The following is a 26,906-nucleotide window of genomic DNA, read 5'->3' as shown; positions in this document are numbered from 1 at the left end:
TTTTGTGAATTTATTCGGGCTTACCGAAATTTAATATGCCGCTGTAAAACGAACCTGATGATGTTTTGGAGTTTCCGCTTCATCGGCAATAACTACTGCTAAATCTTCTACAGACAAAATACTTCTTTGTTCGTCATTAAAAACCGGATTTTCTAAACCTAAACGGTATTTTCCTGTTCTTCCTGTTGTGATTCCCGGATGCATCTCAAATGCGGGGCTGAAAAATGCCCAATCCAATTCTTTTTCTTCTTTAATAATATTCAAATAATCCCTTGCAGCACTTGCCGCTACATAATATTCTTTTGGAAAATCAGGAGTGTCAACCGCTTGCAGACCTGGTGCAACAAACAAACTTCCTCCGCCACCTATAGTGATATAACGTTTTACACCTGATTTTTTTACTGCTTCCTGAATTGCTTTGGAACCGGCAATAAAATCATCATAGATATTAGGATTTGCCCATCCTGAATTATAGGCACTGATTACTACGTCATTTCCTTTTAAAGTTTCAGCCAGGGCATCTGTATTAAAAATATCTGCTGCTACCCAGTTTACATTTGATGTGTCTTTCGGGTTTCTGGCGATAGCCGTAATGCTGTGTTTTCTGTCTGCCAATTCATTTAAAATTGCTGAACCTACGAATCCTGTTGCTCCAATAATTGCGATTTTCATAAATATATTAATTTAATTAGTAATAAAAAATGTTACAGTTTTGTTTAAAAAAAGGTTTAGAACTGATTAGAAAAATCTTCTAATGTGATATTTGTCAGCTGCAAACTAACTTTTTCGTTCATGTCAGCATATAAATCAGCTAAATTCTGGTTGATTTTTTTTCCAACCGGACAATCAGGATTAGGCTGGTTTTTAGCATAACCCAAATTGATATTATCAAAAGTCATCTCGAATATTTCTTTTAATGTAATATTTGAAGCTGCTTTAGACAATTTTGTGCCGCCATTTTTACCTTCTTTACTTTCTACAATATGATGGGCTTTTAGATTCGCAATTTCTTTTCGAACCAAAACAGGGTTAAGGTTCATGCTTCCCGCAATAAACTCAGATGATAAAAAATCATTCGGGAATTTAGTGAGTAAAGTCAGAATGTGAATCGTTATGGCAAACTTACCTGAAATCATACTGTAATAAAATATGTTACAAATGTAATTGTTTTTATTGGATTAAAAATAATTTTAACTAAAATTTTATACTCCGTAATGTTTTATAAATTCCTATTTTTGTAATGATACTGCAATATGAACAACTTTATTTTAATATTCTTCTTTTTATTTTTAGGCTTGCTTTTGCAAAGGGTAAAGTGGTTTCCAACCCATATTTACAAGTTCTTAAACAAAGTTGTAATTTATTTTTGCCTGCCTGCTATTACTTTATATCACATACCGAAAATAAAATGGAATAACGAATTGTTATTTCCAATAGGAGCTGGCTGGCTTACGTTTATATTGGCTTTTGTGTTTTTTCATTTTTTAGGAAGACGATTGGGCTGGCCAAATAAACTTATTGGCTGTTTAATTCTTACGGCAGGATTGAGTAATTCTTCGTTTTTGGGATATCCTATAATTGAAGCTTTGTATGGCAAGAAAGGATTAGAAACGGCAGTTTTGGTCGATCAGCCGGGAACATTTGTTGTGGTTTCTACGTTGGGAGTCTTTGTAGCGGCTTTTTATTCTAAAGGAAGTCCGAACACTTTTAGTATTATTAAGAAAATAATATTATTTCCACCGTTTATAATGTTTGTGTTAGCTTGCTTAATGAATGTATATGACTATGATTTGGATTTGGACATTCAATCTGTATTGCTAAAAATCGGAAGCTTGGTAACACCGCTTGCTTTATTGTCGGTTGGATTGCAACTGAATTTTGATAAAAAAAGTCAGCATTGGAGATTTTTACGACTCGGACTTTTTTTTAAACTTATCCTGGTTCCGTTTGTGATTTTAGTTTTATACGTATTTATTTTCAAGCAGCATTCTGAACCTATAAAAATTACAATAATGGAAACGGCTATGGCTCCCATGATTACAGGCGCCATTTTAGCTTCGACTTATGGATTAAAACCAAAATTGAGCAGTATGATGATTGGTTTTGGAATACCAATTTCATTCGCAACCCTTGCTATTTGGTATTTTGTCACTAGTTTTATATAAATCTGATTAATAATTTTTTTATTAGAATATGAATACATCTACAAAAACTGTTGCAATCGACAGCAGTACTTTAGCTCAAAAAACAGTTTATTCGGTATTGTTTTCAATTGCATTTGCACATTTATTGAACGACTTGATGCAATCTGTAATTCCTTCAACATACCCAATTTTAAAGCAAAATTTCAATTTAAGTTTTACTCAGGTCGGACTGATTACTTTTGTTTTTCAGTTCACAGCTTCTTTATTACAGCCTTTCGTTGGATTTTATACAGATAAAAAACCAAAACCTTATTCGCTTGTAGCGGCGATGATTTTTACCATTTCAGGATTAGCATTATTATCAGTTTCCAGTTCATTCTGGATGTTACTGGTGTCGGTGGCTTTGGTCGGAATAGGTTCTTCCATTTTTCATCCTGAAGCTTCCCGGGTTGCATTTTTGGGTTCAGGAGGAAAACGTGGTCTGGCTCAATCCATATTTCAGTTAGGAGGAAATGCAGGAAGTGCCATCGGGCCCTTATTGGTTGCATTAATAGTAGCTCCGCATGGGCAATCCTATGTTATTTGGTTTGTATTTGCAGGAGTTTTAGGCATCATGATCTTATCAAGAATTGCAGCTTGGTATGCTAACCATATGAGTTTAAGAGCATCAGGAAAAGTTAGCTTGGAAGAAGATAAATTACAATTGTCAAATAGAAAGATTACGATTTCCATCATTGTTTTATTGTTGCTGATATTTTCCAAATTCTTCTATATGGCAAGTATGTCAAGTTATTTTACTTTTTATTTAATTAGTAAATTTGGATTAAGTGTTCAGGATTCGCAGTTTTATTTGTTTCTTTTTATGGCTTCAGTAGCGGCAGGAACTTTAATAGGAGGCCCTTTGGGAGATCATTTTGGCAGAAAATATATTATTTGGTTCTCAATTTTAGGTGCCGCACCTTTTACATTGCTTTTGCCTTATGCTAATTTATTTTGGACTGCTGTTTTAGCAGTAATTATTGGAGTTGTGATAGCTTCGGCATTTTCGGCTATTTTAGTGTATGCCCAGGAACTGAAACCAGGTAAAGTCGGAATGATTTCAGGTTTGTTTTTTGGTTTTGCTTTTGGAATGGGAGGCTTAGGCTCTGCCGTTTTAGGATATATTGCTGATAAAACCAGTATTGAATATGTTTACATGATAAGTTCTTATTTGCCATTAATTGGAGCTCTCGCCTATTTCCTGCCGAATATTCAAAAGAAAAAAACAATATAATTTTCTTAAAATAGATAGAAAAAGTAGAGTTTAGTTTTTTTAATTATTTTTTTTAAGTAATTTTAGGGGAACTAAAAAATATATAATTATGTCAACATTAAGATTAGGCGATATAGCTCCGGATTTTTACGCAGAAACTACCCAAGGGCCAATTCATTTCCATGAATGGTTAGGAGATTCCTGGGGAGTTTTATTTTCACACCCTTCAGATTTCACTCCGGTTTGTACAACCGAATTAGGAACAGTTGCAAATTATCTTCCGGAATTTACAAAAAGAAATACAAAGGTTATTGCTTTAAGTGTCGATGGATTAGAGTCGCATTTAGAATGGATCAAAGACATCAATGAAACTCAAAATACAACAGTAAATTTTCCAATTATTGCTGATGAGGATAAAAAAGTAGCTACTTTATATGATATGCTTCATCCAAATGCAAGTGATAAATTTACGGTACGTTCCGTTTTTATAATTGGTGCTGATAAAAAAATCAAACTGACGTTAACATATCCGGCTTCAACAGGAAGAAATTTTGACGAATTGCTTCGTGTTATTGACAGTTTACAGCTAACGGCAAATTATAGTGTGGCAACTCCTGCGAATTGGAAAGACGGAGAAGATGTTGTTATTACACCGGCAGTTCCGGATAGTGATATTCCTGCAAAATTTCCAAAAGGACATACGCCAATAAAACCGTATTTGCGTATGACTCCACAGCCTAATAAATAAATTTGTAGTGTCTAAGCTACTAAGTCTCTAAGATGCTAAGAATTTAAAACTCTTTGTATTAACTTAGAAACTTAGTAGCTTAGCAATTTTATCAAGCTTTTTTTATTAATTGGCTCATTCGTTTTTTATCTCCAACAACCCAAATAATATCATTTTTTTCTAAGGTTAAGCTGGATTCAGGATTTAGAATCCGTTTTCCGTTTCGTTCAATTCCAACCACCATACCATTGGTTTTTGATCTGAATTGACCGATGCTTTTTTGAATGAATTCTTTATCAGAAACTTCCATCTGCCGTAAAACAATCTCAGATTCTTCGACAACTTGAGGATTTTCAATTTCATTCTGATTCAAATATTTTGCAAATTCTGTGACCTGAGCATCCGTTCCGATAACACAAATTTCGTCGCCGGGAAATAAACGCTCATTTTTTGTTGGGATAGAAATCATAACATCACCTCTTTTTATATAAGCAATGTTGATTCCCATTTGCTCACGAATACTCAATTCTTCAAGCGTTTTCCCTGCCAGATTAGATTCTCTTCCTATGTCAAAGAAGGACATATGTCCATCCCAGGGCATTAAGTTTGCATAACGTCTGTCGATTTTTTTGTTTTCCCGGTCGTTTAAATTCTTTAAAAAATGATTTTCGATTTTATGATATTGTTCATTTAGTTTTTTAGGGAATATTTGATAAGCAGTAATGGCAATAATCAAGGCGATAAAAGCAACCAGAGGCGAGAAGAAAATGTTTAATAAAAAGCCAACAAAAAATACACCTAAACTCATTCTGATTAAAATCATCATTAAAAGAGCACCTCTGTATTTACGTTCTTCCCATAACATTTCAACTTCTTCCACAGCAAAACGCCGCAGCGAAAGTGCCCATAAGAACGGAGCAATTATGATCAAAGTTATCAGTGCAGCCAAAGTATTTCCGAACCGTGTATCTGCTACTAATGGAGCCACGAATTTTGATGACGATAAAATAACTGCTGCAACAATAATAGTGTGTAATATAATTTGAATAATATAAGCATGCAGTACTTTTTGCCACGTACTGACAGCTTTTATAGCTTGGGCATTGACACTGTAACGGTTGATGTTTTTGACCCATTTTCTAGGCATTTTCCGTTCCAGTAATTCAGAGAAAGGCACTGCATATTTTACCATAAAAGGAGTGGTAAAAGTGGTAACAGCTGATACGGCTACTACAACGGGATATAAAAACGAACTGGTAACATTAAGGGTCATTCCCAGTGTGGCAATAATAAAAGAGAATTCACCAATTTGTGATAAACTCATACCTGTCTGAACAGATTGTTTCAGGGGTTGTCCAGATAATAATGCGCCAATGGTAGAACTTACAGATTGACCCACAATAGTTACAAGCGTTAAAATAGCTACTGGAAATGCGTGTTCATACAGCATTTTAGGATCAATTAGCATTCCGACCGATACGAAAAAGATGGCGCCAAATAAATCCTTCACAGGTTTTACTAAATGTTCGATATGTTCCGCCTGAGTAGTTTCTGCAATTATAGAACCCATAATAAAGGCTCCAAGGGCAGGTGAAAAGCCTACATTTGCAGCAAAACTTACCATAGTCAGACATAAAGCTAGTGAAATAATCAATAACATCTCATCTGTCAATAAGTGTTTGGCTTTTTTAAGGAGTGTCGGAATAAAAAAGATACCGCCTAAAAACCATACGGTCAGGAAAAAAACAAGTTTTAAAACCGACATTATTAATTCACTTCCGGAAAATTGCTGGCTCACTGCAATTGTTGATAGTAAAACCATCATTAAAATGGCTACAATGTCCTGCACAATAAGGGAACCGATAACTATTCCGGCAAATTTCTGCGCCTTGACACCGAGTTCATCAAAGGTTTTTAAGATAATTGTCGTTGAAGAAATGGATAAAATTACCCCCAGAAAAATACTGTCCATCTGGGACCAATCCATCCATCGCCCGACCAGATAACCAATTACAACCATTGTGATTATTTGTGTAATGGCTGTAATGGAGGCTGTTCCCCCAACTTTCATTAATTTTTTAAAACTAAATTCGAGTCCCAGACTAAAGAGCAGGATAATTACCCCAATCTCAGCCCAGACTTCTACACTTTTCATTTCTGTAACCGAAGGGAAAAAGTCAAAATGATTCCCTGCCAAAAAACCTGCAATTAAATACCCTAAAACCAGGGGCTGTTTCATTTTTTTAAACAACAATACAGCAATTCCAGCGGTCATCAGGATGAGCCCCAGATCGCTGATTAATGGTTTCAGGTGATGTGTTGTTTCTGCAACGGCATTTAAGGCAATCATAAAAAGGTGTAATTTTCAGGAACTTAATCCGGCTTTATATTTCAAATGAAATTCACTGAACGTCTATGAAAATAAAAGTTAAGTGAAATAAGCGGAACTAATTTCCAATAGAATTAAATAAAAAAAGCTATCGTTAAAGATAGCTTTTTCCAGTAAAATATTTTAGGTTTTCTTTTAAATTCCTGTGAAGTTGGCAGGAGTTATTTGCATTAATTCAGCTCTAACGGAATCAGAAACTTCTAATGTCGCAATAAAATTATGAATTGCTTTTTTATCAATCGCTTCATTCGTTCTTGTCAAACCTTTCAAAGCTTCGTAAGGATTCGGATATGCTTCACGGCGTAAAATCGTCTGAATTGCTTCAGCAACGACTGCCCAGTTTTTTTCTAAGTCTTCAGCGAATTTAGGTTCGTTTAAAAGTAATTTGTTTAAACCTTTCAATGAAGCTTCAAAAGCAATAATTGTATGCCCTATCGGAACTCCAATATTACGTAAAACGGTACTGTCTGTCAAGTCACGCTGTAATCTCGAAACAGGTAATTTAGCAGATAAATGCTCAAAAATAGCATTTGCAATTCCTAAGTTTCCTTCAGAATTTTCAAAATCAATCGGGTTAACTTTATGTGGCATTGCAGATGATCCAATTTCGCCTGCTTTGATTTTTTGTTTAAAATAATCCATTGATACATACGTCCAGATATCACGATCTAAATCGATAACGATGGTGTTGATTCTTTTTAAAGCATCAAAAAATGCTGCAAAATGATCATAATGCTCAATTTGAGTTGTAGGAAAAGAATGGTGTAAACCAAGATCAGCTTCAACAAATTTATTTCCAAATTTTTTCCAGTCAATTTGTGGATATGCTACGTGATGTGCGTTGTAATTTCCTGTTGCACCGCCAAATTTAGCTGCAAACGGAATGTTGAACAATAAACGCATCTGTTCTTCTAAACGTTCTACAAAAACAAGGATTTCTTTTCCTAAACGAGTAGGAGAAGCCGGTTGTCCGTGCGTACGTGCCAACATTGGAATATCTTTCCATTCAACACTTAATTCTTTTAATTTAGAAATTAAGGAAATTAAAGATGGCATATAAACCTGCTCAAAAGCTTCTTTTGTAGAAAGCGGAATGGCAGTATTGTTAATATCCTGAGATGTTAATCCGAAATGAATGAACTCTTTATATTGAGACAGACCCAGTTTTTCAAAAGCGTCTTTAATAAAGTACTCAACTGCTTTTACATCATGATTGGTAACTTTCTCTGTTTCCTTGATCCAAAGAGCGTTTTCGGTAGAAAAGTTTTTATAGATGTTGCGTAAACTGTCAAATAAATCCGGGCTTACGTCTTTTAGTTGTGGTAATGGCACTTCGCACAAGGCAATAAAGTATTCAATTTCAACCAATACACGGTATCTGATTAAAGCTTCTTCAGAGAAAAAAGGTGCTAATGAAAGGGTTTTATTTCTATATCTTCCGTCGATTGGAGAGATAGCATTCAATTCGTTTAAAGTAGTCATTGTTCTGTTGTTTGTTCGAAAGGTGCAAATATAGGGTATTGTTAAAACTTCTGAAAATTACTGAAGCGTTATTATATAGGAACTTAACAAATTATATAATCGTTTTGAAGATTTTATCCCAGATGGTAAAATAAAAACCATAGTTGTGAGATTCATTTTTGTGATGATTACTATGGAATTTTGTGGTCGATATCCATTTGGTAAAGCAGTTTTTATACCAAAATTCAGGAAAAATATCTGTTTTCAAATGGCCAAATATTCCATATGACAAGTTTAGAATGAGATAAACAATAATGCTAAGATAATTGAATTCCAATATCGAAATTAAAAATAACCATATAATTCCAAAGCCCAAAGTTTCTATAGGATGAAGTACATACAGACTGTACACGCTCGTTTCAATATGTGTATGATGAAGTTTATGAATTGGATAAAACCATTTTAGATGATGTACCAGATAATGGAAACAAAACATAAAAAAGTCCATTAATAGTACCAATAATAAAATATCTGAAATTATGGATAAAACGGAAGATGAAAAATCTACTTTCATTATCTCAAAGTAATACAATTCATATCCCAATAAGGTAATGAGTGTATTACAAATCACAGTTGAAGTTAGCCACTTAACATCAGTTTTATTAAGTTTTGTATTTTCAGGTTCGATAATTTTACCAATTATAATTGAAAGATAAAATAGTACTAAATTTTCAATCAAAAAGAAAACAGACAGGCTAAGCAAGTTGTATTGGGACAATTGTTGTAACCAGCTTTCAAAAATCATATTTTTTGTTCTGCTTCAAATAGTTTTTCTCTTAAAACAGCGACTCCTTCAGAGGCAACTTTAGAAATGACTTCTACTTTGTTTCTAATATTCGGAATTGAAATAGGTTTTGGATCAATATAAAAAACGGGAGTAATACTGTAAGTGTACGAAATCAGTCCTGCAGCGGGATAAACTTGCAGCGACGTACCAATTACGGCAAAATAATCAGCTTCTTCTACTATTTTAATTGCTTCTTCAAGAGCAGGAACTTCTTCTCCAAACCAAACAATATGCGGACGCAGCTGATGTCCGTTTTCGTCAAAATCTCCTGTAAATAAATCTTCTGTCCAGTCTAAAATCAGGTTTTTGTTTTGTGTACTTCTCACTTTTAGTAATTCACCATGCAAGTGTAATACTTTTGTACTTCCTGCGCGCTCGTGTAAATCGTCTACATTCTGGGTAATAATATGTACATCAAAATCTTTTTCTAATTCGGCCAAAATCTGATGTCCTGAATTAGGCTGAACTTCTTTTAGTTGTTGGCGCCTTTTGTTATAAAAATCCAATACCAGTTCCTGATTTTTGTACCAGCCTTCCGGAGTTGCAACTTCCATTACATCATGACCTTCCCACAAACCATCGCTGTCGCGAAAAGTTTTTATTCCGCTTTCAGCACTAATTCCTGCACCAGTTAGAACGACTAATTTTTTCTTCATGTTGATTTATTCTAAAAAAATAAAAATAATCAATTATCAACTAAAACGAACTGTTGATTTTATAAAAAATGAATTTATTAAAGCAATCATTTTTTTAGTATTTTTACTATAAATAAATAGCAACATGCTGATTTATATCATTTTGTTGTATGTGTGAAAAATAATTTTCAAATGATATTAATACAATTTACAGGTTTGTCAGGTTCCGGTAAAACTACATTAGCAAAAAATGTGGGGCATTTGCTGATTGAACAAGGGCACAAAGTGGAAATCGTAGATGGCGACATTTACAGGAAAACACTTTGTAAAGACTTGGGATTTTCAAAAGATGACAGGTGCGAGAATGTCAGGCGGCTTTTTAATGTCGGGCAGGATTTTGTTCAGTCTGAAGTTATTGTTTTAATGTCTGTAATAAATCCCTATGAAGATTTAAGAAACGAAATAAGACAATATGATTTTGTCAGAACGGTCTTTCTCGACTGTTCGATAGATAATCTCATTAAAAGAGATCCGAAAGGCTTATACAAAAAAGCACTGTTGCCGGATAACGACAGTGATAAGATAAATAATTTTACAGGAATAAGTGATGTTTACGAAGTTCCTTTAAAAGCGGATTTAACACTCAAAACAGATTCAGAACATGTCTCTGTTTCTACAAATAAACTTTATTCCTTTATAATAGATAATATCACTAATGCTGTTTATGAGCATAAAAGCTGAGAACAAAATAAATTTTAATGTATGGAAAATATAAATCATGCTCTTTTACATTGGATTCCTTATAAGTTAATTGAAAAAGATGGAGAGGTATATTTTGAATGGATTTATCTGGGAGAAAAAAGGTATTTAGATCCTTTTTTTGATGAAACAATGTCAAAATGCAGAAGTCATTCCAACAATTCAAATTTTTTTAAAGTTGTAAGCACTGTACAAAATCTTATTGATTGGTCTGCACAATTGGTTTCTGCTGATTTAAAAGCATTTGTATTTCATATATCGCGTTGCGGTTCTACAATGCTGGCACAGTCTTTAGCCGTTTCTCCGCAAAATATAGTAGTTTCTGAAGCTCCAATTATTGATCAGATTTTGAGAAGTGAAATTTTTGATTTGCATACAAAAAGAACTCTAATTAAAGCAATAATCACATTATTGGGACAGAAAAGATTTCCGGAAGAAAAGAATTTAGTTGTAAAGCTGGATTCCTGGCATATATTTGAAGCTGACGAATTAAGATTGATTTTTCCTGAATTACCTTTTGTCCTGCTTTACAGAAACCCAATTGAAGTATTAAAATCGCACTCGAAACTTAAAGGAATGCATATGGTTCCGAATTTAATTCCATCCGCAGTTTTTGGAATAAGTAATAAACAGATTGAAGAAATTACTTTTGAGCAATACAGTGCAGTAGTCCTTGAAAAATATTTTGAAGCCTATTATGATTTTTATGAAACTGATGAAAATGTTTCGATATTCAATTATAAAGAAGGAATGAAATCTATTTTAGAAAGATTTCTGACTATTATGGACGCTGATTATTATATTGAAGAAGTAGATCAGATGAATGAACGTTTAAAAAAACATTCTAAAAATAAAAAGAGCACTTTTAAAGGGGATTCATTTATAGATGAAAATTTAGCAATTGATGTCAGCAAGGTTAACAGGTTATATGAAAAATTAGAAGAGAAATTAATTGGGCAGTTAGCCAGAAGCTAGTGGGCTACTTTGTTAACGATTCTTTTTTAGTATTTTTGCGGCAAATAAAACCAAAATGATTGATTTAGATTACCTCGCTTTTCTTGAAAATATATTAACTGATAACCGTAAGGAAAGATTTCTAAAAGTTCTGGCCAATCGTACCAAACACTTTACGATTGCTGTAGAAGATGTTTTTCAGATGCATAATACAAGTGCTGTTATGCGAAGCTGTGAAGTTTTTGGAATTCAGGAACTGAATGTTATTGAGCAGCGGTATGGTAAAAGAATCGATAAAGAGATTGCAATGGGCGCCCAGAAATGGGTAGATATCAATCAGTTTGATTCGATTACGAATTGTCTTTCCACTTTAAAAAATCAGGGCTATCAGATTATTGCAACAACACCTCACGAAAATGATTGTTTACTGGAAGATTTTGATATTACAAAACCCAGTGCATTATTCTTTGGTACAGAACGAGACGGACTTTCGCAGGAAATATTGGATAAGGCTGATGGTTTTCTTAAAATACCAATGGTTGGATTTACAGAAAGTTTAAATATTTCTGTTTCAGCGGCAATTATCATTCAAAATCTTACGAATCGATTACGGAATTCAGATATTGCATGGCAATTATCCGAAGATGAAATCTTGGAAAAGCGTCTGTCCTGGGCAAGAAGTTCGATTAAAGATATTAAGAGAATTGAAGCTCGTTATTACAAAGAAAATTACAAGTAATTTAAAGTAGATTCTTTGTAGTTTTTAATCTCGCAAAGTCGCGAAGTCGCAAAGTTTAATTTCCTTGGCGACTTCGGGACTTTGCGAGATTTTTTTCTATCTCTTCAAAAACAAAATAAACCCTAAAATACTAACAACTAAAATAGTTAGTGCGGCCAAAACCATTGTCAGGTCCCGAATGTTTTTTCCTGCCCAATCCATGAATAAAAACTTGTGGAGAATTGCAAACGAATAACCTTCAACTTTATCTGAATTTTCAACTACAGCAGCCAATCTTGAAGTCGCCGTTTCGATAAAATATGTGGTTTTTTCCGGCGTGTCATACGCTAATTTTATTACCGGCAGTCTTTTGTTTACGAAACCATATTCTCTGCTTTCGAAATCAGATAAAACTTTTGACTCTAATAATTTTACGTTTTCCAAAGACGGCTGAGGTTCTTCATCGGTACTTTCGACCATTTCACAGCAAGATGCTTTTGGTGCACCGTCTGTAAAATAATAAGCTAAAAATTCAGCATATTCTAAATCTATATTTGGTGTAATTTGATTGGTTGTTGCATTGATGTAAACCACTTCTGATTTTGGATCTTCTTTTTTATTCCATTTGGAATTGGGATCGGCTTTTAGTTTTTTGAATTTTTTAGTTTCTTTTTCAAACAATTGACAGCGATAATAAGTTGTGTCGTTAAGTGTAATAATACTAATGTTTTGAAAACGATTCCAGTCTAAATTTAAGCTGGTATTGGCAATCGGGATTTCTTTGGTTTCAAAAGTTGGTTCGTAAACCATTTGCGAAAGCGTGTATGGAGCCCATTTTGTAGTAGCATGATAAGCGCCGCTAAAAGCAAAAGTTAGCGTAAAAAGAGATACCCAGATTCCGATTTGGCGATGGTATTTTCTTAGTCCTTTTTTAGGTTGAATAGTATCTGTTTTTTTGAATTGCTTCCATAGTAAACCATACATTAAGATCCCGCTTAGGGCAGAAAATCCAATAATGGATAACAGGAAAATCATCGTAATAATTCGGATACTGTTGTTGGTAATAGCATCAATAAATGACCAGTTATGAAAAGTATCAAAAAACCAAATAAACCATTGTCTTGAAGTTGGATTATAGGTTGCCAGTTTACCGGATGACGTTTCTACATAAACTTCCATAGTGTCAGGGCGATCAAAACTCAATTTGTAAACGGGTAAGTAACGGTTTACATATTTGTATTGCGAAGTGAATTCTGTTACAACTTCGCTCTTTTTTAGGGTACTTTTTTGATCATCTAAAAAATATCTTGATAGCCATTCTGCATATTTTTGATCTCCGTTTTCCAGTTTTTTAGCATTTGAAGAATCAAAATACCATAACTCGCCAATTATAGTTTTAAGCTGATAATAAGTTTTATTGTTGAACGTAACGATTCGGAAATTTTTAAATTCACTGATGCTGTTTTTTTGTAAAATTTCCTGAATCGAAAACTGCAATTGATTTTTATCAATAGTTTGCTGTTCGAGTTTTTCGCGGGCGATTTCAGGTTTAAAAAAATGTGCCATAAACGGATGCATCAAACCTGATAATGTCCATAAAATAACAGGAATAATGGTAATTAAACCAATAACACGATGCCATTTGTACATGTGTTGCTTAATCTTCTTGATAATTTTAGAATCTTTCTTTTTAGACTTTTTCTCTTTTATTTCTTTGTTCATTGTTCCGTTTTTTAGCCCCGATGGGAACGATATCCTTTTGTGGTCTCGTTTTTTAACGTGATTACAAAAGATATAGTGGACAGCGGGATTAGCTTCTAATAATTATTTTTTTAACGATAAATTATATTGTATTCCAAATACAAAAGTTCTTGGAGCGGCCGCGGTATATGTGGGCTGGGCATTTGTTGTATTTGCTCTCGAAACGTTATAAGCGTATAATTTATCAGTTAGATTCATTACGTTTCCGTAAATCTCAATTTTTTTCCATTGATAGCCAATTCTGGCGTTGAACAAATTATAACCGTCATATTTTACGGTATTAATCTGATCTTGGTAGTAACTGCCAACAAGCTGCCATTCGATTGAAGCTCTTAGGTTTGGAAGCCAGTTTGGGTAATAACTTACTTCTGAATTTCCGGACCATTTTGGTGCTGCCGGCATTTCTTTTCCGTTTAGATTGTGAACCGGGTCTGTTGCCTTGTCTGAAAGTTTAAAATCGATATAAGTGTGTTGCGTGTAAGTTCCGCCCAGACGGAAGTTAATTTGTTTTGAAGGACGGTAGGAGGCTCCAAATTCAATCCCCTTATGACGTGTTTCTCCTGCAGAACGATAATCTGTTGAATTATCAGCAAGTTTGATGTTCAATAACTCATTTTTACCTTCCATATAATACAAGGCATAATCAAAGTTTAATTTATTTTCTAAGAATGAAAACCAACCTCCAATTTCGTAATTATTAAAAGTTGCAGGCTCCAGATTATAATAAAAATCAGCTGGAACGCCGGTTGTTCCGCCAGTTCCGGGTTTTGTTCTAAAAATGGATGTAATTCCCGGAGGAGCAAAACCTTGTGAGTAATTGCCATAGAAGCCTGCAAATTCAATCGGATTATAATTTGCTCCGGCCTTGAAAGTTGCTTTGTCATAAACTTTGCTTCCTGTCGAATTGTCTAAAGCATTGTCATAATCGACTTTCATATTGTCGTAGCGACCACCGATTGTAATGACTAATTTATTGATTGGATTAAAACTTAGTTGCGCATAACCCGCAGTATTAAAAATGTCGGCAGTATAATCAGCTAGTTTTGAGTCAGGATGCTCCGCAATAATTTCATAAGAATCTACGGTTTGTTTTCCTGCTTCACCCGGATTTAGATTCGCTTTCAAATCAATAATATAAGACCAATATGTTACAGGTGAATAATCGTATAAAGCACCTGCGACAATTTTTGTATTTAGGAAATCGAATTTTTGAGTATGCTGCCCAATAGCTCCGTAACTTTTGAAGTTATTTGAGTTTACTTCACCTTTAGCAGTTGTAGGGCTTACAGTCGGATTCCATTTAATTCCGTATGATGGATTTTGACCTAATTTATTATCACGCAAATAACCTGTGATATAACTACTGGATTTATCATTCCAATCGTGTTCCAGAGTTAATCTGGTTCGTAAAGCATCAGATTTTCTATAAGTAAAATTAGAAGTGCTTTTGTAAGTTCTGTTATTAAAAGCGTCTTCGTTGACAGTTCCGCTCATATCAGAATAATATTTTCCGTACATGGTATTACTGATCAATCGCGTAGAAGGGGAGATATTATAATCGATTCTGGCGTTAAGATTGTCTTTGTTATAATCCGAGTAAGTCATCCAGCCATTTTCCTGTAGGCTTGAAATCCCCGCAATATGAAAACCAACTTTACCTATTGTAGCGCCACCAGCTGCCTGAAATCGTCTGTAACCGTAATTATCAGCCTGAACTCCGAATTTGAATTCCGGATCAACAGGTGGTTTTAGTGAAATTAAATTGATAGTTCCGCCAACAGCTTCGGGGCCGTACAATGAAGAAACAGGTCCTTTTACCACTTCGATACTTTGCAAATTATATTGATTAATTTCTAATAAAGCATTGTGATTGAAGATTCCCATCGGGCGGATTGGCAAACCGTCTTCCAGATATAAATAATAGGCATTGGTTGTCATAGGCTGCCGAATCGACATCATATGCTGTTCGTTTCCTAAATTGACCATTAAAACTCCCGGCGTTTTATTGATGATTTCGTAAACGGCAGTGGCTTTGGTTTCGTTAATGGTTTTTGCCGTTATTTTGCTGATGGCAACTGGAGTTTCTTTACGTAAAGTTGCCGTACGGTTGGCAGTTACAAAAACATTTTCAAGTTCCTGAGATTTAGTTGTGTCTTGCTCCACTTTATCTTGTGCAAAAACACATTGCCCTATGATTAACAGGGTTAAGTATATATTTTTCATTTTAAATTATATAAATTTTAAAAAGTAACCAATATTCTTTGGCTTTAAGCCAAGAAAAGACCTTTCAATTTGTATTGAAAAGGAGACTAAAATTTATATAAAATAGGATGGGGGGTGAAAAGTAGTATTTGAAACTGAGATTGGTTTGTCGTCATTAAAAGCGAAAAGTTTTGCTTTTGATTCGATTAACTGTACTAATTTGAAATTATTTAAAATTGTATTCTGAATGTAAACAACTTCTGCTTTTTCTTTCAGATTGTTTTGCATCTTTTTTTCGTTATCGGCATATTTCTTCAAACTTTTTTGAAGTTCACATCTACCGTTACATGAATTAAAAACCATTTTTCGCTGTACACAGATGGTTTTTGAAATTTCCTCCTGATTTAATTTGAATGAGGTATAAACAAAGAAACTGCCAAATGACGGCACTAAAAGCATACAGGAAAGAAATATGGTAAAAATTTGCTTCAAAGCTTTTTGGTTTACGATTGCAAAAGTACAGTTTATTAGATTTATAAAGAATAAATCTTCTGTTTTTTGCAAAAAAAAAAACCAACTACATTCGTAATCGGGGAATTTTATAAGTTGTTTAATATTATTTTTTAATAACCAACTCCATGTATAATGTTGTGCTCTATTAATTTCATCACTGGGTATATGCCAACTTTACCTAATTCTTGATATGGTATATCGATTAGTGTTTCTAAAAAAGGCCTCAATAAAGTAATATAAGAAACATGTGGCTCATGAATACTTGATGGCGGTAAATTGGAACAAATAAGTCCACACAATTGACCATTTTCATTAAAAACAGGACCGCCACTCATGCCTCCATCGAATCTTGCATTGACCATAAAACAGGGAAAGTTGAGTCTTATACTATCTCTCATTTTTTCATGAACTTCAATCACTTCCCCAACGGCAGTTGATGTTTCATAAAATATGGAATTAGATTCTTTATTATCTATTTTAGTTTCTGAATAACCAAATGCTGCCATTCTATCACCAACTTTTGGTAATGAAAAGTTCAATGGTGGGCAGCGCCATTTATAATTTTTCGCAGTGTTAGAATGTGGTGTTAGCATTAACAGACATAAATCGGTACCATGACATGGCCAAAGTCTTGTAATATACCAAACTCCATTATCTTTAATATTGTTTAATGTTTGGAATGCAAACAAAGAAAATGTTCCGCTGAATTCACCAGTCTTTTTCTCAATAGATATTCCGTCGTAAAGGTTAAAATAATCTTCAAGTACGTGCTTGGCAGTTATCGCGAGATAAGGAGCAATTATTACTGCTGTGCCTGAAGCATAGCTTTTATCTCCTTTTCGGGTTGTAAGAGCTAGAGATAATTCAGTAATTATGTTAAATTGTTTATTCGTGTTGAAAGATGGTTTTTTAGAAATTTTTTTCCTGTAATAACTGTTTTTCTTATGAATTAATTCTTTTAATTTGAAAATTTTTCTTGGTCGACAGCTACCGAAAGATTTTCTTGTAATTTTTCCTTTCTTTGATTTTTTATCTCCTTTACCCATTCTTAAAATTAATGCAAATTTCTAATATAGTACCAAACCGTATGTTTTTATACTATAACGCGTAGCTTTTATTTCTACCAAATATATATAAATTCTGAATGAACTTATGTAATACTAAACAAAAATATAATATAGTCAAATAGCCCCCTCTCCTTTGAAGAGGGCTGGGGTGAGGAAAAATAATTGGTATATATTATGTTTTTGTTTGATATAATATCTGTATGTTAATGTTTTTTTGTTTATTATCTATTGTGAAACTGTGAAAAAAAAATCCCCAATTACAAAGTAGTTGGGGATTTGAAATGTATTTGTTGGAAATTTATTCCTTAACAAGAACCCAGGCTCCTGAAGCTAATAAAGTCTCTGCTTTTTTAAATTTCATTGTTTCCGTTTTGCCTGTTGCAACTTCCTGAACTGTTACAGTATCATTACGGTTGATTTTTGGCATATCTCTCACAATCGTTTCAGTAACCTGACGTTGTTGCGTTTCTCCGGCTTCACGATTAATATTTTCGCTGTTTGGAATTTCATCTTTGCTTAACTGGAAGTTTTCTTTCTGGCGAAATTCTCTTGCTTCGTGAATTTCAGGAGCGCTTTGTGACGGTAAATCACCTTTGAATAAGAATGAGATAACTTCTTTGTTAACGTTTTCCAACATTCCTCTAAACAAATTGAAAGCTTCTAACTTATAGATAAGTAATGGATCTTTTTGTTCGTGAACAGCTAATTGAACAGATTGTTTCAATTCGTCCATTTTACGTAAGTGTTTTTTCCAGGCTTCGTCAACAATAGATAAAGTGATGTTTTTCTCGAAATCAGCGATTAACTGAGCTCCTTCACTTTCATATGCTTTTTTCAAGTCTGTTATTACCTCCAAAGTTTTGATTCCGTCTGTAAATGGAACTATAATACGCTCAAAATGATTGTTTGGCTCTTCGTAAACTCCTTTGATAATTGGAAAAGCTTCTCTGGCGCTGCGTTCTGTTTTTTCGGTATAGAAAGCTAAAGTTTCTTTGTATATTTTTCCGGTGATTTCAATATCAGATAATTTCAAGAAATCTGCTTCAGAAATTGGGGAAGTGATAGAGAAATAACGAATCAAATCAAATTCAAAATTTTTGAAATCATTTATTGGTTTTGTCTGGCTTACGATTAATTCGCAAGTATCGTAAAGCATATTTGCAATATCCAGCTTCAAGCGCTCACCAAATAAGGCATGACGACGACGTTTGTAAACTACTTCACGTTGAGAATTCATTACATCATCATATTCTAATAAACGTTTACGAACACCAAAGTTGTTTTCTTCTACTTTTTTCTGAGCACGCTCGATTGATTTGGTCATCATAGAATGCTGAATAACTTCACCTTCCTGTAATCCCATTCTGTCCATTACTTTGGCAACTCTTTCAGAACCAAATAAACGCATTAGGTTGTCCTCAAGAGAAACATAGAATTGAGAACTTCCCGGATCTCCCTGACGTCCTGCACGACCACGTAACTGTCTGTCTACACGACGGGAATCATGACGTTCTGTACCAACGATTGCTAAACCTCCGGCAGCTTTTACTTCTGGGGTTAATTTAATATCGGTACCACGACCAGCCATGTTTGTTGCAATAGTTACAACTCCGGCTTTACCTGCTTCCTCTACAATCTGTGCCTCTTGTTTGTGCATTTTAGCATTCAAAACGTTGTGTGTAACGCCTCTCATTTTCAACATTCGGCTTAATAATTCTGAAATCTCCACAGAAGTTGTTCCAATCAAAACCGGCCTTCCTGCATTTGATAATTCTGTTACGTCTTCAATTACAGCATTGAATTTCTCACGTGTTGTTTTGTAGATATAATCTTCTTTGTCTTGTCTTGAAATCGGTCTGTTGGTTGGAATTTCGACAACATCCAATTTATAAATCTGCCATAACTCTCCGGCTTCTGTAACTGCAGTACCAGTCATACCACCCAATTTGCTGTACATTCTGAAATAATTCTGTAATGTAACTGTTGCAAAAGTTTGTGTAGCAGCTTCGATTTTTACATTTTCTTTAGCTTCAATCGCCTGGTGTAAACCATCAGAATAACGACGGCCATCCATGATACGGCCTGTCTGTTCATCGACAATCATAATTTTGTTGTCCATGATTACATATTCTACATCTTTTTCGAAAAGAGCATAAGCTTTTAAAAGCTGTGTTAAAGTATGAATACGCTCACTTTTTATTCCAAAATCCTGGAATAATTTTTCTCTTGCTTCTGCTTCAGCGTCTTTATCCAGTTTTTGTTTTTCGATAGCAGCAATTTCGGTTCCGATATCCGGAAGTACGAAAAAGTCAGGATCAGTATCTCCTGAAAGGTATTTGATACCATTATCAGTCAATTCAACCTGATTGTTTTTTTCTTCAATTACAAAATACAAAGCCTCATCGACTTTATGCATTTCGCGATTGTTATCCTGCATGTATTGATTTTCGGTTTTTTGAAGCAATTGTTTAATTCCTTCTTCACTCAAAAATTTAATTAATGCTTTGTTTTTAGGTAAACTTCTGTAAGCTCTTAATAATAAGAAACCACCTTCTTTAGTGTTTCCTTCTTTGATTAATTTTTTAGCTTCGGCTAAGAAACCATTAGCCAACTGACGTTGTTGTGCAACTAAATTTTCGATTTTTGGTTTCAACTCGTTAAATTCATGACGATCTCCCTGCGGAACCGGCCCTGAAATAATAAGTGGTGTTCTTGCATCATCAATTAATACAGAATCTACCTCATCGACAATAGCGTAATTGTGTTTTCTTTGTACTAAATCGCTAGGCGAGTGTGCCATGTTATCTCTTAAGTAGTCAAAACCAAATTCGTTGTTGGTTCCGTAAGTGATATCAGCATCATATGCTTTTTTTCTGGCTTCTGTACTTGGCTGGTGGTTATCGATACAATCAACAGTCAGACCATGAAATTCGAATAAAGGTGCTTTCCACGTACTATCACGTTTTGCTAAGTAGTCATTTACGGTTACTAAATGTACGCCGTTTCCAGTCAGGGCATTTAAGTAAAGTGGAAGCGTAGCGACTAAAGTTTTACCTTCACCTGTTTGCATCTCGGCAACTTTACCTTCATGCAAAACCATTCCGCCAATTAACTGAACGTCGTAGTGAATCATATCCCAGGTAATTTCTTTACCGGCAGCATTCCATTTATTAGCCCAGATTGCTTTGTCGCCTTCAATAGTAACATATGTTTTTGTTGCAGAGAATTCGCGGTCTTTCGCAGTTGCAGTAACTTCAATAAATGAATTGTCTTTAAAACGACGAGCCGTTTCCTTAACAACAGAAAAAGCTTCCGGAAGAATTTCCATCAACGTTTTTTCTGAAATTTCGTAAGCTTCTTTTTCAAGGGCGTCAATAGCATCATAAAGATCTTCTCTTTTATCGATGTCTTCAATGTTTTCTACTTCCGCTTTAAGCGAAGCAATTTTAGCATCTTTATCAGCTCTGGCTTCTTTTATTTTTTCTTTAAAAAATGCGGTCCTTGCTCTTAATTCGTCATGTGACAAAGTCATTAAGCTAGTTTCGAATGTTTTAATTTTGTTTAAATAAGGCTGTAAAGCTTTAACATCTTTCTGTGATTTATCACCTACAAAGACTTTAATAATACTGTTTATGAAACTCATGATTTATTGTATTTCTATATTATGTAAATATGTATTTTGAGCAAAAAAAAAGCCTCCTTGATGAGAGACTTTTTTCTTTGGTTTATTTTTTAATATTCATCCTCATTCCAAAGATAATCTTCGTCCGTTGGATAATCAGGCCAAATTTCTTCCATTGATTCATATATCTCCCCTTCATCTTCAATTGACTGAAGGTTTTCTACTACTTCCAAAGGAGCACCAGCTCTAATAGCGTAGTCAATAAGTTCGTCTTTGTTAGCAGGCCATGGTGCATCACTTAAATAAGATGCTAATTCTAATGTCCAATACATCTGTTATCTGTTTAGTTTGTGCAAAAATAAATTTTTTACTGAAAAAGACAAGTAAAATTTGATTTATTTTAATAAAATTTAAGAACGTCTCTGTAAATTGTCGATTTTAGATTGTTGATTTCAGATTTTTCAACCCTGAATAATCTGAAATTTTAACTCTAAATCTATAATTTTTATTTTCTGGGAATCCATTTTACTTCTTCCGCTTTTAAGTCTGACGACAACTTCCGTGCCAAGACAAAAAGGTAGTCAGAAAGGCGGTTTAGGTATCGAATTGCTATTTCAGGAACATGTTCATTGTGGCTTAAATGTACTGTCAAACGTTCTGCACGACGACAAATACAACGTGCAATATGACAATGTGACACGGTTGGATGTCCGCCTGGCAATACAAAATGAGTCATTTGCGGAAGGCTTTCTTCCATTTTGTCAATTTCGTTTTCTAATAATTCAATATCGGTATCAACGATTCCGAGGTTTTTTAATCGAAGTTCACCGTTTTTCAATACTTCTTTTTCTGCCGGAGTTGCCAAAATGGCGCCTACCGTAAATAGTCGATCCTGAATTTCAATTAAAATGGTTTTATAATGCGAGTCTATTTCCTGATCACGAATAAGACCTATATAAGAGTTGAGTTCGTCAACAGTTCCGTAACTATCAATTCTGATATGATCTTTAGGAACCCGCGTTCCTCCAAAAAGCGCTGTCGTCCCTTTATCTCCGGTTTTTGTATATACTTTCATTTTTCATTTTTCATTTTTTAGATTACAGTATTCAATCTGAAATCTAAAATCTACAATCTAAAATTATTTAACAGTGTCACTTTCAATTAATCCGTCTCTTAAACGAATAATACGGTGTGCATAGGCAGCGATATCTTCTTCGTGGGTTACCAGAATTACAGTATTGCCCTGTGCATGAATATCTCCGAAAAGCTTCATGATTTCTACCGAAGTTTTACTGTCTAAGTTTCCTGTTGGTTCATCAGCCAGAATAATAGAGGGTTTATTAACCAAAGCACGGGCAATTGCCACACGCTGGCGTTGTCCTCCCGAAAGCTGATTTGGCTGGTGATCCATCCTGTCGGCAAGATTTACTTGTTTTAGAACTTCTGTTGCACGAACAATACGTTCAGACTTAGAGTATCCGGCATATATCATTGGCAATGCTACGTTATCTAAAGCAGTAGTTCTTGGCAAAAGATTAAACGTCTGAAACACGAAACCAATTTCCTTATTTCGAATTCCGGCTAATTCATCATCTCGCATTTGGCTCACATCTTTTCCATTTAGCACATAACGTCCGGAAGTTGGAGTATCTAAACAACCAAGTAAATTCATTAAAGTTGATTTCCCTGATCCCGAAGGTCCCATTAAGGCTACATATTCACCTTTGTTTATTTCTAAATCAATACCTTTTAAAACATATACTATTTCGTTGCCAAGAACAAAATCTCGTTTTATGTCCGTTATTTTAATTAATGGATTTGCCATTTCGTTTCTACAATTTTGATTTTAAAAGTACAAAACACTTTTCAATAATCGATGAGTAGCTATTAATTGATTTTTGTTACAAAATCCATGTATATTAAGGATTAGAATGTTTAATTAAAAAAGCATACTTTAATTGAAAAATATGTTGTTATATTATTTTAAATTAAATTTACATAATTATCATATTTTGCAATTTTAATTAAATTATTTATAAAATAAATATTAATTTATTGATAATAATATATAATTATTCAATTTTTTAACTATATTTGTTATCTAATATTTAAATAATCAAAATTATGAAGAAAATACAAATTTTATCTGGAATCTTATTAATAACTCTAAGCTTTACATCTTGTAAAGATGAAAAACAAGAACAAGCTAAAAAGACAATCGATTCTTATGTAACCTACGTCGATTCTGTAAAAAATGTTAAAGCTGACAATTTAAAAGAAAATTGGCAAGATGTGGAGGCAGAATATAACAGAAGAGCTGAAAACGCTCAACTGGCACTTGCTGAAATCAAAGAAAATGAAGCTGAGACTGAAAAAATAAATACAAGTAAGGTAAAATACGAAGAATTCAGAAATGAAATGGCGACCCTTTTTGCCCCCCCGGCACCTAGTCCTAGTGCTAAACAACAATTGCGTAATGCTTTATTTGGCGAAGGAAAAATTGGTGATGATATGAGTTTTGCGTGGGTAAATGCAAAAAATATTCATAGTGTTTATCAACAATTTGTTCATACTGTAGAAGATAATAAGGACAGTTATTCCCGTGAAGACTGGGATGAAATTAAATTAATGTATGAAGCACTTGACAGCCGTAAAAATACAGTTGAAAAAGAAGGACTTTCATCAGAAGATAATAGAAAAATTGCAGGTTTGAAAGTAAAATTTGCTCCAATGTATACTTTAAACAGAATGGGAGCTAAATCTGAAGAAACTGCTGCAGCTAAAAAATAGGTTAATTGGTTTTATTTAGTAAAATGGCAATCAGAAATGGTTGTCATTTTTTTTATGCCCGAATTATAAAATGCTCTTTTTCCTGTTCGCGTCTGAAAAAAACAAATCCCCATTGAAAAGTATCTATTGTAACAGTCACTTTTGGGTGGTTTTGAATGATTTTCCAGGCTTTTTCCATTTCTAAAGACCAATGAATGTCATCAAAAATCCAAACAGAATCATTGTCGATAGTCGGTAATAAAAGTTCAAAATAAGCTAAAGTGGCTTTTTTAGAATGATTGCCGTCAAAATAGATTAGATTGTAGATTTTAGAATTTAGATTTTCAGAAATTAAAAATGATTCAAATTCTGTTACAATCGAATTTACATTATTGAAATTGAATTTTTGTAATTGTAATTGGCATTGGTTTGCAGTTTCGGGACAGCCTTCTAATGTAATTACTTTTGCTTTCGGATTTCCCAACGCCAAAGCAGAAGTTGCCAGACCTAGCGATGTTCCTATTTCAAGAATAGTTTCAGGTTTAAAATAATTAGTTATCCTGAGTAATAATTCAGATCGTTTTGGGGAAATTCCTGCTGTTTTTGCAATTTTACAAATTTGCCTTCTGTTTGATTTAAAAACTTTTGAACCTGCACCAAAATCAGTTATTTCAATAAAGTTTTTATTTTCAAGGAGTGATTTTCGATATTTCTTAAGGATCGAAAATTGAGGTTTGTGTTTTTTATCATAAAAACACTTTGTCAATAAATTAAATACAAACGGGGAGTGAACAGCATGTTCATTCTTAGAGTTCCAAAGGAATTTGATATATGATTTTATTTGAAATAGCATAGAAATATTTACAAAGTAGTCGCGAAGATACAAAAGCAAAGACAATACCCAAAAGGCATAGGTTTTAAGAAGTTTTATTGTGTCTTAAAAGACTATATTTGCGACCTTGAAATTAATACACATTTTTATGATGTTAAAGGAAGAAATAGAGGATAAGAGTGTAATAACTTCTGAAGAAATTGATCGATGCATTGCTATTCTGGCGCAATTGAATACTGATACAGATCAGATATTTGATATTCCGAAAGAGCAAAGAATAGCTTTGATTAAGGCTGCAGGTATGTTTTCGAGGCCAGATAGGGGTGAGTTTTCCAGAAGAATTAAAGATGGAAAGCAAGCCGCTAAACGCAAAATGGAAAAGAAAGACAAAACAGCACGAAAAGAAACAGGAATTCGTCATGCGCGTGAAGCAAGTGTGTTTGTTGCTCCAAAATTATTAGCTTTTAATGATCTCGTCCACAAAGAACGATTAGAATTAGAAAAGCCCAGAAACTGTTATGTATGTAAAGTCGGTTTCACTAAAATGCATCATTTTTATGATACAATGTGTACTGATTGCGGTGATTTTAATTATGCCAAACGTTTTCAAACAGCTGATGTAAAAGGACAGGTCGCTGTTATTACAGGTTCGAGATTAAAAATTGGGTATCATATTACTTTGATGCTTTTGCGGGCTGGGGCAACTGTTATTGCAACAACCCGTTTCCCTGTTGACTCTGCACTGCGTTTTTCTAAAGAAGATGATTTTATCGAGTGGGGGCATCGATTAAAAATTCACGGATTAGATTTAAGACATATTCCCAGTGTAGAGATTTTTTGCAATTTTATTGAACAAAAATACGAGCGTCTGGATATTCTGATCAATAATGCTGCACAAACAGTGAGGCGTCCTGCCGGATTTTATACCCATTTGATAGAGAATGAGGAGCTATCAGTAAGTTCTTTGCCAAAGCAGGCTCAGGAGTTATTATCGGATCATACTAATTGTCTTGACGAGCTAAAAATATTGACAGCAGGTGCTTCTTCCAATCAAAATATGCCGGTAACATGGCATGAGCCGGAACCGGGAATTGGGTTACGTGCTTCGGCCAAATTATCTCAGATTCCATATTCTTTTGATAATGCCCTGGTGGCAAATGAAGTTTTTCCGGAAGGAGAATTGGATGCCGATTTACAGCAAGTAGATTTAAGAAAAACAAATAGCTGGCGTTTGCGTCTGGGACAAATAGAAACGACAGAAATGATTGAAGTTCAATTGGTGAATTCAGTTGCTCCTTTTGTATTATGTAATCGCCTTTCGGAAGTAATGAAGAAAGGCAACACAGGGCAAAAACATATTATCAATGTTTCGGCAATGGAGGGGAAATTTCATCGCTTTTTTAAGGAAGACCGTCATCCGCATACTAATATGGCGAAAGCAGCTTTAAATATGCTTACACATACTTCTTCAGGAACGCTGGCGAAACATGGTATTTTTATGAATGCAGTAGATACGGGTTGGGTAACTGACGAAGATCCCGCAGAATTAGCAAAAAAGAAACAGGAACTAGAGGATTTTCAGCCGCCGTTGGATATTGTTGATGGTGCTGCAAGAGTTATGGATCCTTTGTTTGATGGTATTAATACTGGTAAACATTGGTGTGGAAAGTTTTTGAAAGACTATAATCCAATTCCCTGGTAAAATTAATCTCAATTTTTAAGTAAAAAACCACAACCGATACTATTTGTTGTGGTTTTTGTTGCTTCAAAGCTATATTTTCTAATTAACAGAAATTAATTTTACATCAAAAATAAGTACTGAACCTCCGGGAATTCCGCTGTAATTATAAGGCCCATATCCTAAATGTGAAGGAACTAAAAGAATACCGCTTCCTCCGGTTTTAAAATACTGAATGCCTTCTGTCCATCCTTTAATAACTTGGTTTAATCCAAAAGCAATTCCTTCAGCTTTACTTTGATCGAATATTTTTCCATCTGTGTAATATCCTTTATAGGCAACCGTTACATTTGAAGTTGCTGTTGGTTGGGTTCCGTCTCCTGGTTCATCAATAACATAATACAAACCAGAATCGCTTCTTTGGGCCGTTAAATCATTTTTGGCGATATAATCTGTGATTTCTTTTTCGTTTTCAACAGTATAATCTGTTTTTTGAGGTCCTTGTTTGTCATTCGAACAAGAAATAAAAAATATCATAATAGTCAAGGCAGATAAAATGTGTTTCATGGATTTTAA

At 34.1% G+C, this 26,906-nt stretch carries 24 protein-coding genes; 8 read left to right on the top strand and 16 right to left on the bottom strand.

The genetic code is table 11. The annotated features are described in order from the left end of the window. Nucleotides 1–30: 30 nt before the first annotated feature. Both ACEN92_RS09585 and ACEN92_RS09580 read right to left on the bottom strand, forming a co-directional pair. Entirely contained in the window at nucleotides 31–672 is a 642-nt protein-coding gene (locus tag ACEN92_RS09585) for an NAD(P)-dependent oxidoreductase (RefSeq protein ID WP_495642142.1), read from the bottom strand. 56 nt (nucleotides 673–728) lie between these two features. After that, nucleotides 729–1,136 (bottom strand): Rrf2 family transcriptional regulator, encoded by a 408-nt coding sequence (locus ACEN92_RS09580; protein ID WP_495642141.1) that lies wholly within the window; start codon nucleotides 1,134–1,136, stop codon nucleotides 729–731. Between the two features lie 117 nt (nucleotides 1,137–1,253). Here ACEN92_RS09580 and ACEN92_RS09575 point away from each other — a divergent pair, with 117 nt between their 5' ends. From ACEN92_RS09575 to ACEN92_RS09565, 3 genes are all read left to right on the top strand, one after another. Continuing rightward, nucleotides 1,254–2,165, top strand: a complete 912-nt coding sequence (locus ACEN92_RS09575; RefSeq protein ID WP_495642140.1) for an AEC family transporter — start codon at nucleotides 1,254–1,256, stop codon at nucleotides 2,163–2,165. A 28-nt stretch (nucleotides 2,166–2,193) separates the two neighbouring features. After that, nucleotides 2,194–3,417, top strand: a complete 1,224-nt coding sequence (locus tag ACEN92_RS09570; protein WP_495642139.1) for an MFS transporter — start codon at nucleotides 2,194–2,196, stop codon at nucleotides 3,415–3,417. An 88-nt stretch (nucleotides 3,418–3,505) separates the two neighbouring features. After that, complete coding sequence (locus ACEN92_RS09565) at nucleotides 3,506–4,144, top strand: peroxiredoxin (RefSeq protein WP_495642138.1); 639 nt, start codon at nucleotides 3,506–3,508, stop codon at nucleotides 4,142–4,144. Nucleotides 4,145–4,235: 91 nt separating this feature from the next. Here the strand turns inward: ACEN92_RS09565 and ACEN92_RS09560 are convergent, their stop codons facing one another. From ACEN92_RS09560 to ACEN92_RS09545, 4 genes are all read right to left on the bottom strand, one after another. Continuing rightward, on the bottom strand, nucleotides 4,236–6,473 hold the full coding sequence (locus ACEN92_RS09560; RefSeq protein ID WP_495642137.1) for a cation:proton antiporter: 2,238 nt from the start codon (nucleotides 6,471–6,473) through the stop codon (nucleotides 4,236–4,238). A 174-nt stretch (nucleotides 6,474–6,647) separates the two neighbouring features. After that, on the bottom strand, nucleotides 6,648–7,994 hold the full coding sequence (gene purB, locus ACEN92_RS09555) for an adenylosuccinate lyase (protein ID WP_495642136.1): 1,347 nt from the start codon (nucleotides 7,992–7,994) through the stop codon (nucleotides 6,648–6,650). A gap of 91 nt (nucleotides 7,995–8,085) precedes the next feature. Next, nucleotides 8,086–8,778, bottom strand: coding sequence for a sterol desaturase family protein (locus tag ACEN92_RS09550; protein ID WP_495642135.1), 693 nt, complete (start codon nucleotides 8,776–8,778; stop codon nucleotides 8,086–8,088). Next, complete coding sequence (locus ACEN92_RS09545; RefSeq protein WP_495642134.1) at nucleotides 8,775–9,476, bottom strand: SIR2 family NAD-dependent protein deacylase; 702 nt, start codon at nucleotides 9,474–9,476, stop codon at nucleotides 8,775–8,777. The genes ACEN92_RS09550 and ACEN92_RS09545 overlap by 4 nt, the downstream gene beginning before the upstream one ends. Nucleotides 9,477–9,647: 171 nt before the next feature. Between ACEN92_RS09545 and cysC the strand changes: the two genes are divergently transcribed. From cysC to ACEN92_RS09530, 3 genes are read left to right on the top strand one after another with little or no spacing between them, the layout of a single operon-like run. Further along, nucleotides 9,648–10,196, top strand: coding sequence for an adenylyl-sulfate kinase (cysC, locus tag ACEN92_RS09540; protein WP_495642133.1), 549 nt, complete (start codon nucleotides 9,648–9,650; stop codon nucleotides 10,194–10,196). A gap of 21 nt (nucleotides 10,197–10,217) precedes the next feature. After that, complete coding sequence (locus tag ACEN92_RS09535; protein ID WP_495642132.1) at nucleotides 10,218–11,189, top strand: sulfotransferase family protein; 972 nt, start codon at nucleotides 10,218–10,220, stop codon at nucleotides 11,187–11,189. 55 nt (nucleotides 11,190–11,244) lie between these two features. Continuing rightward, nucleotides 11,245–11,907 carry a TrmH family RNA methyltransferase gene (locus tag ACEN92_RS09530; RefSeq protein WP_495642131.1) on the top strand — a complete coding sequence of 221 codons (663 nt, stop codon included), beginning with the start codon at nucleotides 11,245–11,247 and terminating at the stop codon, nucleotides 11,905–11,907. Between the two features lie 96 nt (nucleotides 11,908–12,003). Here ACEN92_RS09530 and ACEN92_RS09525 read toward each other — a convergent pair whose 3' ends face one another. The 8 genes from ACEN92_RS09525 to ACEN92_RS09490 all read right to left on the bottom strand — a co-directional run bounded on the left by ACEN92_RS09525 (nucleotide 12,004) and on the right by ACEN92_RS09490 (nucleotide 22,876). Then, nucleotides 12,004–13,608: a PepSY domain-containing protein gene (locus ACEN92_RS09525; RefSeq protein WP_495642130.1), complete on the bottom strand. Its 1,605-nt coding sequence runs from the start codon at nucleotides 13,606–13,608 to the stop codon at nucleotides 12,004–12,006. A gap of 102 nt (nucleotides 13,609–13,710) precedes the next feature. Next, on the bottom strand, nucleotides 13,711–15,870 hold the full coding sequence (locus tag ACEN92_RS09520; protein ID WP_495642129.1) for a TonB-dependent receptor: 2,160 nt from the start codon (nucleotides 15,868–15,870) through the stop codon (nucleotides 13,711–13,713). A gap of 93 nt (nucleotides 15,871–15,963) precedes the next feature. After that, nucleotides 15,964–16,341, bottom strand: a complete 378-nt coding sequence (locus tag ACEN92_RS09515; protein ID WP_495642128.1) for a hypothetical protein — start codon at nucleotides 16,339–16,341, stop codon at nucleotides 15,964–15,966. 131 nt (nucleotides 16,342–16,472) lie between these two features. Then, a complete protein-coding gene (locus ACEN92_RS09510) occupies nucleotides 16,473–17,408 on the bottom strand; it encodes a 30S ribosomal protein THX (RefSeq protein ID WP_495642127.1) in 936 nt (311 codons plus the stop codon). Between the two features lie 319 nt (nucleotides 17,409–17,727). Next, a complete protein-coding gene (gene secA / locus ACEN92_RS09505) occupies nucleotides 17,728–21,072 on the bottom strand; it encodes a preprotein translocase subunit SecA (RefSeq protein WP_495642126.1) in 3,345 nt (1,114 codons plus the stop codon). 89 nt (nucleotides 21,073–21,161) lie between these two features. Continuing rightward, nucleotides 21,162–21,383 carry a DUF2795 domain-containing protein gene (locus ACEN92_RS09500; RefSeq protein WP_007138072.1) on the bottom strand — a complete coding sequence of 74 codons (222 nt, stop codon included), beginning with the start codon at nucleotides 21,381–21,383 and terminating at the stop codon, nucleotides 21,162–21,164. 173 nt (nucleotides 21,384–21,556) lie between these two features. Then, on the bottom strand, nucleotides 21,557–22,126 hold the full coding sequence (locus tag ACEN92_RS09495; RefSeq protein WP_495642125.1) for a cob(I)yrinic acid a,c-diamide adenosyltransferase: 570 nt from the start codon (nucleotides 22,124–22,126) through the stop codon (nucleotides 21,557–21,559). A 63-nt stretch (nucleotides 22,127–22,189) separates the two neighbouring features. Next, nucleotides 22,190–22,876, bottom strand: coding sequence for an ABC transporter ATP-binding protein (locus tag ACEN92_RS09490; protein ID WP_495642124.1), 687 nt, complete (start codon nucleotides 22,874–22,876; stop codon nucleotides 22,190–22,192). A gap of 299 nt (nucleotides 22,877–23,175) precedes the next feature. Between ACEN92_RS09490 and ACEN92_RS09485 the strand changes: the two genes are divergently transcribed. Beyond that, nucleotides 23,176–23,841: a DUF6565 domain-containing protein gene (locus tag ACEN92_RS09485; protein ID WP_495642123.1), complete on the top strand. Its 666-nt coding sequence runs from the start codon at nucleotides 23,176–23,178 to the stop codon at nucleotides 23,839–23,841. Nucleotides 23,842–23,893: 52 nt separating this feature from the next. Here the strand turns inward: ACEN92_RS09485 and ACEN92_RS09480 are convergent, their stop codons facing one another. Then, nucleotides 23,894–24,673, bottom strand: coding sequence for an O-methyltransferase (locus ACEN92_RS09480; RefSeq protein ID WP_495642122.1), 780 nt, complete (start codon nucleotides 24,671–24,673; stop codon nucleotides 23,894–23,896). 130 nt (nucleotides 24,674–24,803) lie between these two features. Between ACEN92_RS09480 and ACEN92_RS09475 the strand changes: the two genes are divergently transcribed. Beyond that, entirely contained in the window at nucleotides 24,804–26,354 is a 1,551-nt protein-coding gene (locus tag ACEN92_RS09475) for an SDR family NAD(P)-dependent oxidoreductase (RefSeq protein ID WP_495642335.1), read from the top strand. Between the two features lie 78 nt (nucleotides 26,355–26,432). Here the strand turns inward: ACEN92_RS09475 and ACEN92_RS09470 are convergent, their stop codons facing one another. Continuing rightward, the gene (locus ACEN92_RS09470) at nucleotides 26,433–26,897 is read right to left on the bottom strand and encodes an FKBP-type peptidyl-prolyl cis-trans isomerase (protein ID WP_495642121.1); all 465 of its coding nucleotides are present in this window, start codon (nucleotides 26,895–26,897) and stop codon (nucleotides 26,433–26,435) included. Between the last annotated feature and the right edge of the window lie 9 nt (nucleotides 26,898–26,906).

The sequence above is a fragment of the Flavobacterium sp. Flavsp81 genome (assembly GCF_059491325.1).
The sequence above is the reverse complement of the archived record's forward strand: the minus strand, read 5'-3'. Positions and strand labels throughout refer to the sequence as shown.

Bases quoted from the DNA above. Each gene is read 5' to 3' on its own strand.
- ACEN92_RS09510 (WP_495642127.1), bottom strand. From the start codon at position 17,408: ATGGGTAAAGGAGATAAAAAATCAAAGAAAGGAAAAATTACAAGAAAA.
- ACEN92_RS09575 (WP_495642140.1), top strand. From the start codon at position 1,254: ATGAACAACTTTATTTTAATATTCTTCTTTTTATTTTTAGGCTTGCTT.
- ACEN92_RS09475 (WP_495642335.1), top strand. From the start codon at position 24,804: ATGTTAAAGGAAGAAATAGAGGATAAGAGTGTAATAACTTCTGAAGAA.
- ACEN92_RS09535 (WP_495642132.1), top strand. From the start codon at position 10,218: ATGGAAAATATAAATCATGCTCTTTTACATTGGATTCCTTATAAGTTA.
- ACEN92_RS09565 (WP_495642138.1), top strand. From the start codon at position 3,506: ATGTCAACATTAAGATTAGGCGATATAGCTCCGGATTTTTACGCAGAA.
- ACEN92_RS09470 (WP_495642121.1), bottom strand. From the start codon at position 26,897: ATGAAACACATTTTATCTGCCTTGACTATTATGATATTTTTTATTTCT.
- ACEN92_RS09530 (WP_495642131.1), top strand. From the start codon at position 11,245: ATGATTGATTTAGATTACCTCGCTTTTCTTGAAAATATATTAACTGAT.
- ACEN92_RS09585 (WP_495642142.1), bottom strand. From the start codon at position 672: ATGAAAATCGCAATTATTGGAGCAACAGGATTCGTAGGTTCAGCAATT.
- ACEN92_RS09480 (WP_495642122.1), bottom strand. From the start codon at position 24,673: ATGCTATTTCAAATAAAATCATATATCAAATTCCTTTGGAACTCTAAG.
- purB (WP_495642136.1), bottom strand. From the start codon at position 7,994: ATGACTACTTTAAACGAATTGAATGCTATCTCTCCAATCGACGGAAGA.
- ACEN92_RS09500 (WP_007138072.1), bottom strand. From the start codon at position 21,383: ATGTATTGGACATTAGAATTAGCATCTTATTTAAGTGATGCACCATGG.
- ACEN92_RS09495 (WP_495642125.1), bottom strand. From the start codon at position 22,126: ATGAAAGTATATACAAAAACCGGAGATAAAGGGACGACAGCGCTTTTT.
- ACEN92_RS09580 (WP_495642141.1), bottom strand. From the start codon at position 1,136: ATGATTTCAGGTAAGTTTGCCATAACGATTCACATTCTGACTTTACTC.
- ACEN92_RS09550 (WP_495642135.1), bottom strand. From the start codon at position 8,778: ATGATTTTTGAAAGCTGGTTACAACAATTGTCCCAATACAACTTGCTT.
- ACEN92_RS09485 (WP_495642123.1), top strand. From the start codon at position 23,176: ATGAAGAAAATACAAATTTTATCTGGAATCTTATTAATAACTCTAAGC.
- ACEN92_RS09520 (WP_495642129.1), bottom strand. From the start codon at position 15,870: ATGAAAAATATATACTTAACCCTGTTAATCATAGGGCAATGTGTTTTT.
- secA (WP_495642126.1), bottom strand. From the start codon at position 21,072: ATGAGTTTCATAAACAGTATTATTAAAGTCTTTGTAGGTGATAAATCA.
- ACEN92_RS09545 (WP_495642134.1), bottom strand. From the start codon at position 9,476: ATGAAGAAAAAATTAGTCGTTCTAACTGGTGCAGGAATTAGTGCTGAA.
- ACEN92_RS09525 (WP_495642130.1), bottom strand. From the start codon at position 13,608: ATGAACAAAGAAATAAAAGAGAAAAAGTCTAAAAAGAAAGATTCTAAA.
- ACEN92_RS09490 (WP_495642124.1), bottom strand. From the start codon at position 22,876: ATGGCAAATCCATTAATTAAAATAACGGACATAAAACGAGATTTTGTT.
- ACEN92_RS09560 (WP_495642137.1), bottom strand. From the start codon at position 6,473: ATGATTGCCTTAAATGCCGTTGCAGAAACAACACATCACCTGAAACCA.
- ACEN92_RS09570 (WP_495642139.1), top strand. From the start codon at position 2,194: ATGAATACATCTACAAAAACTGTTGCAATCGACAGCAGTACTTTAGCT.
- cysC (WP_495642133.1), top strand. From the start codon at position 9,648: ATGATATTAATACAATTTACAGGTTTGTCAGGTTCCGGTAAAACTACA.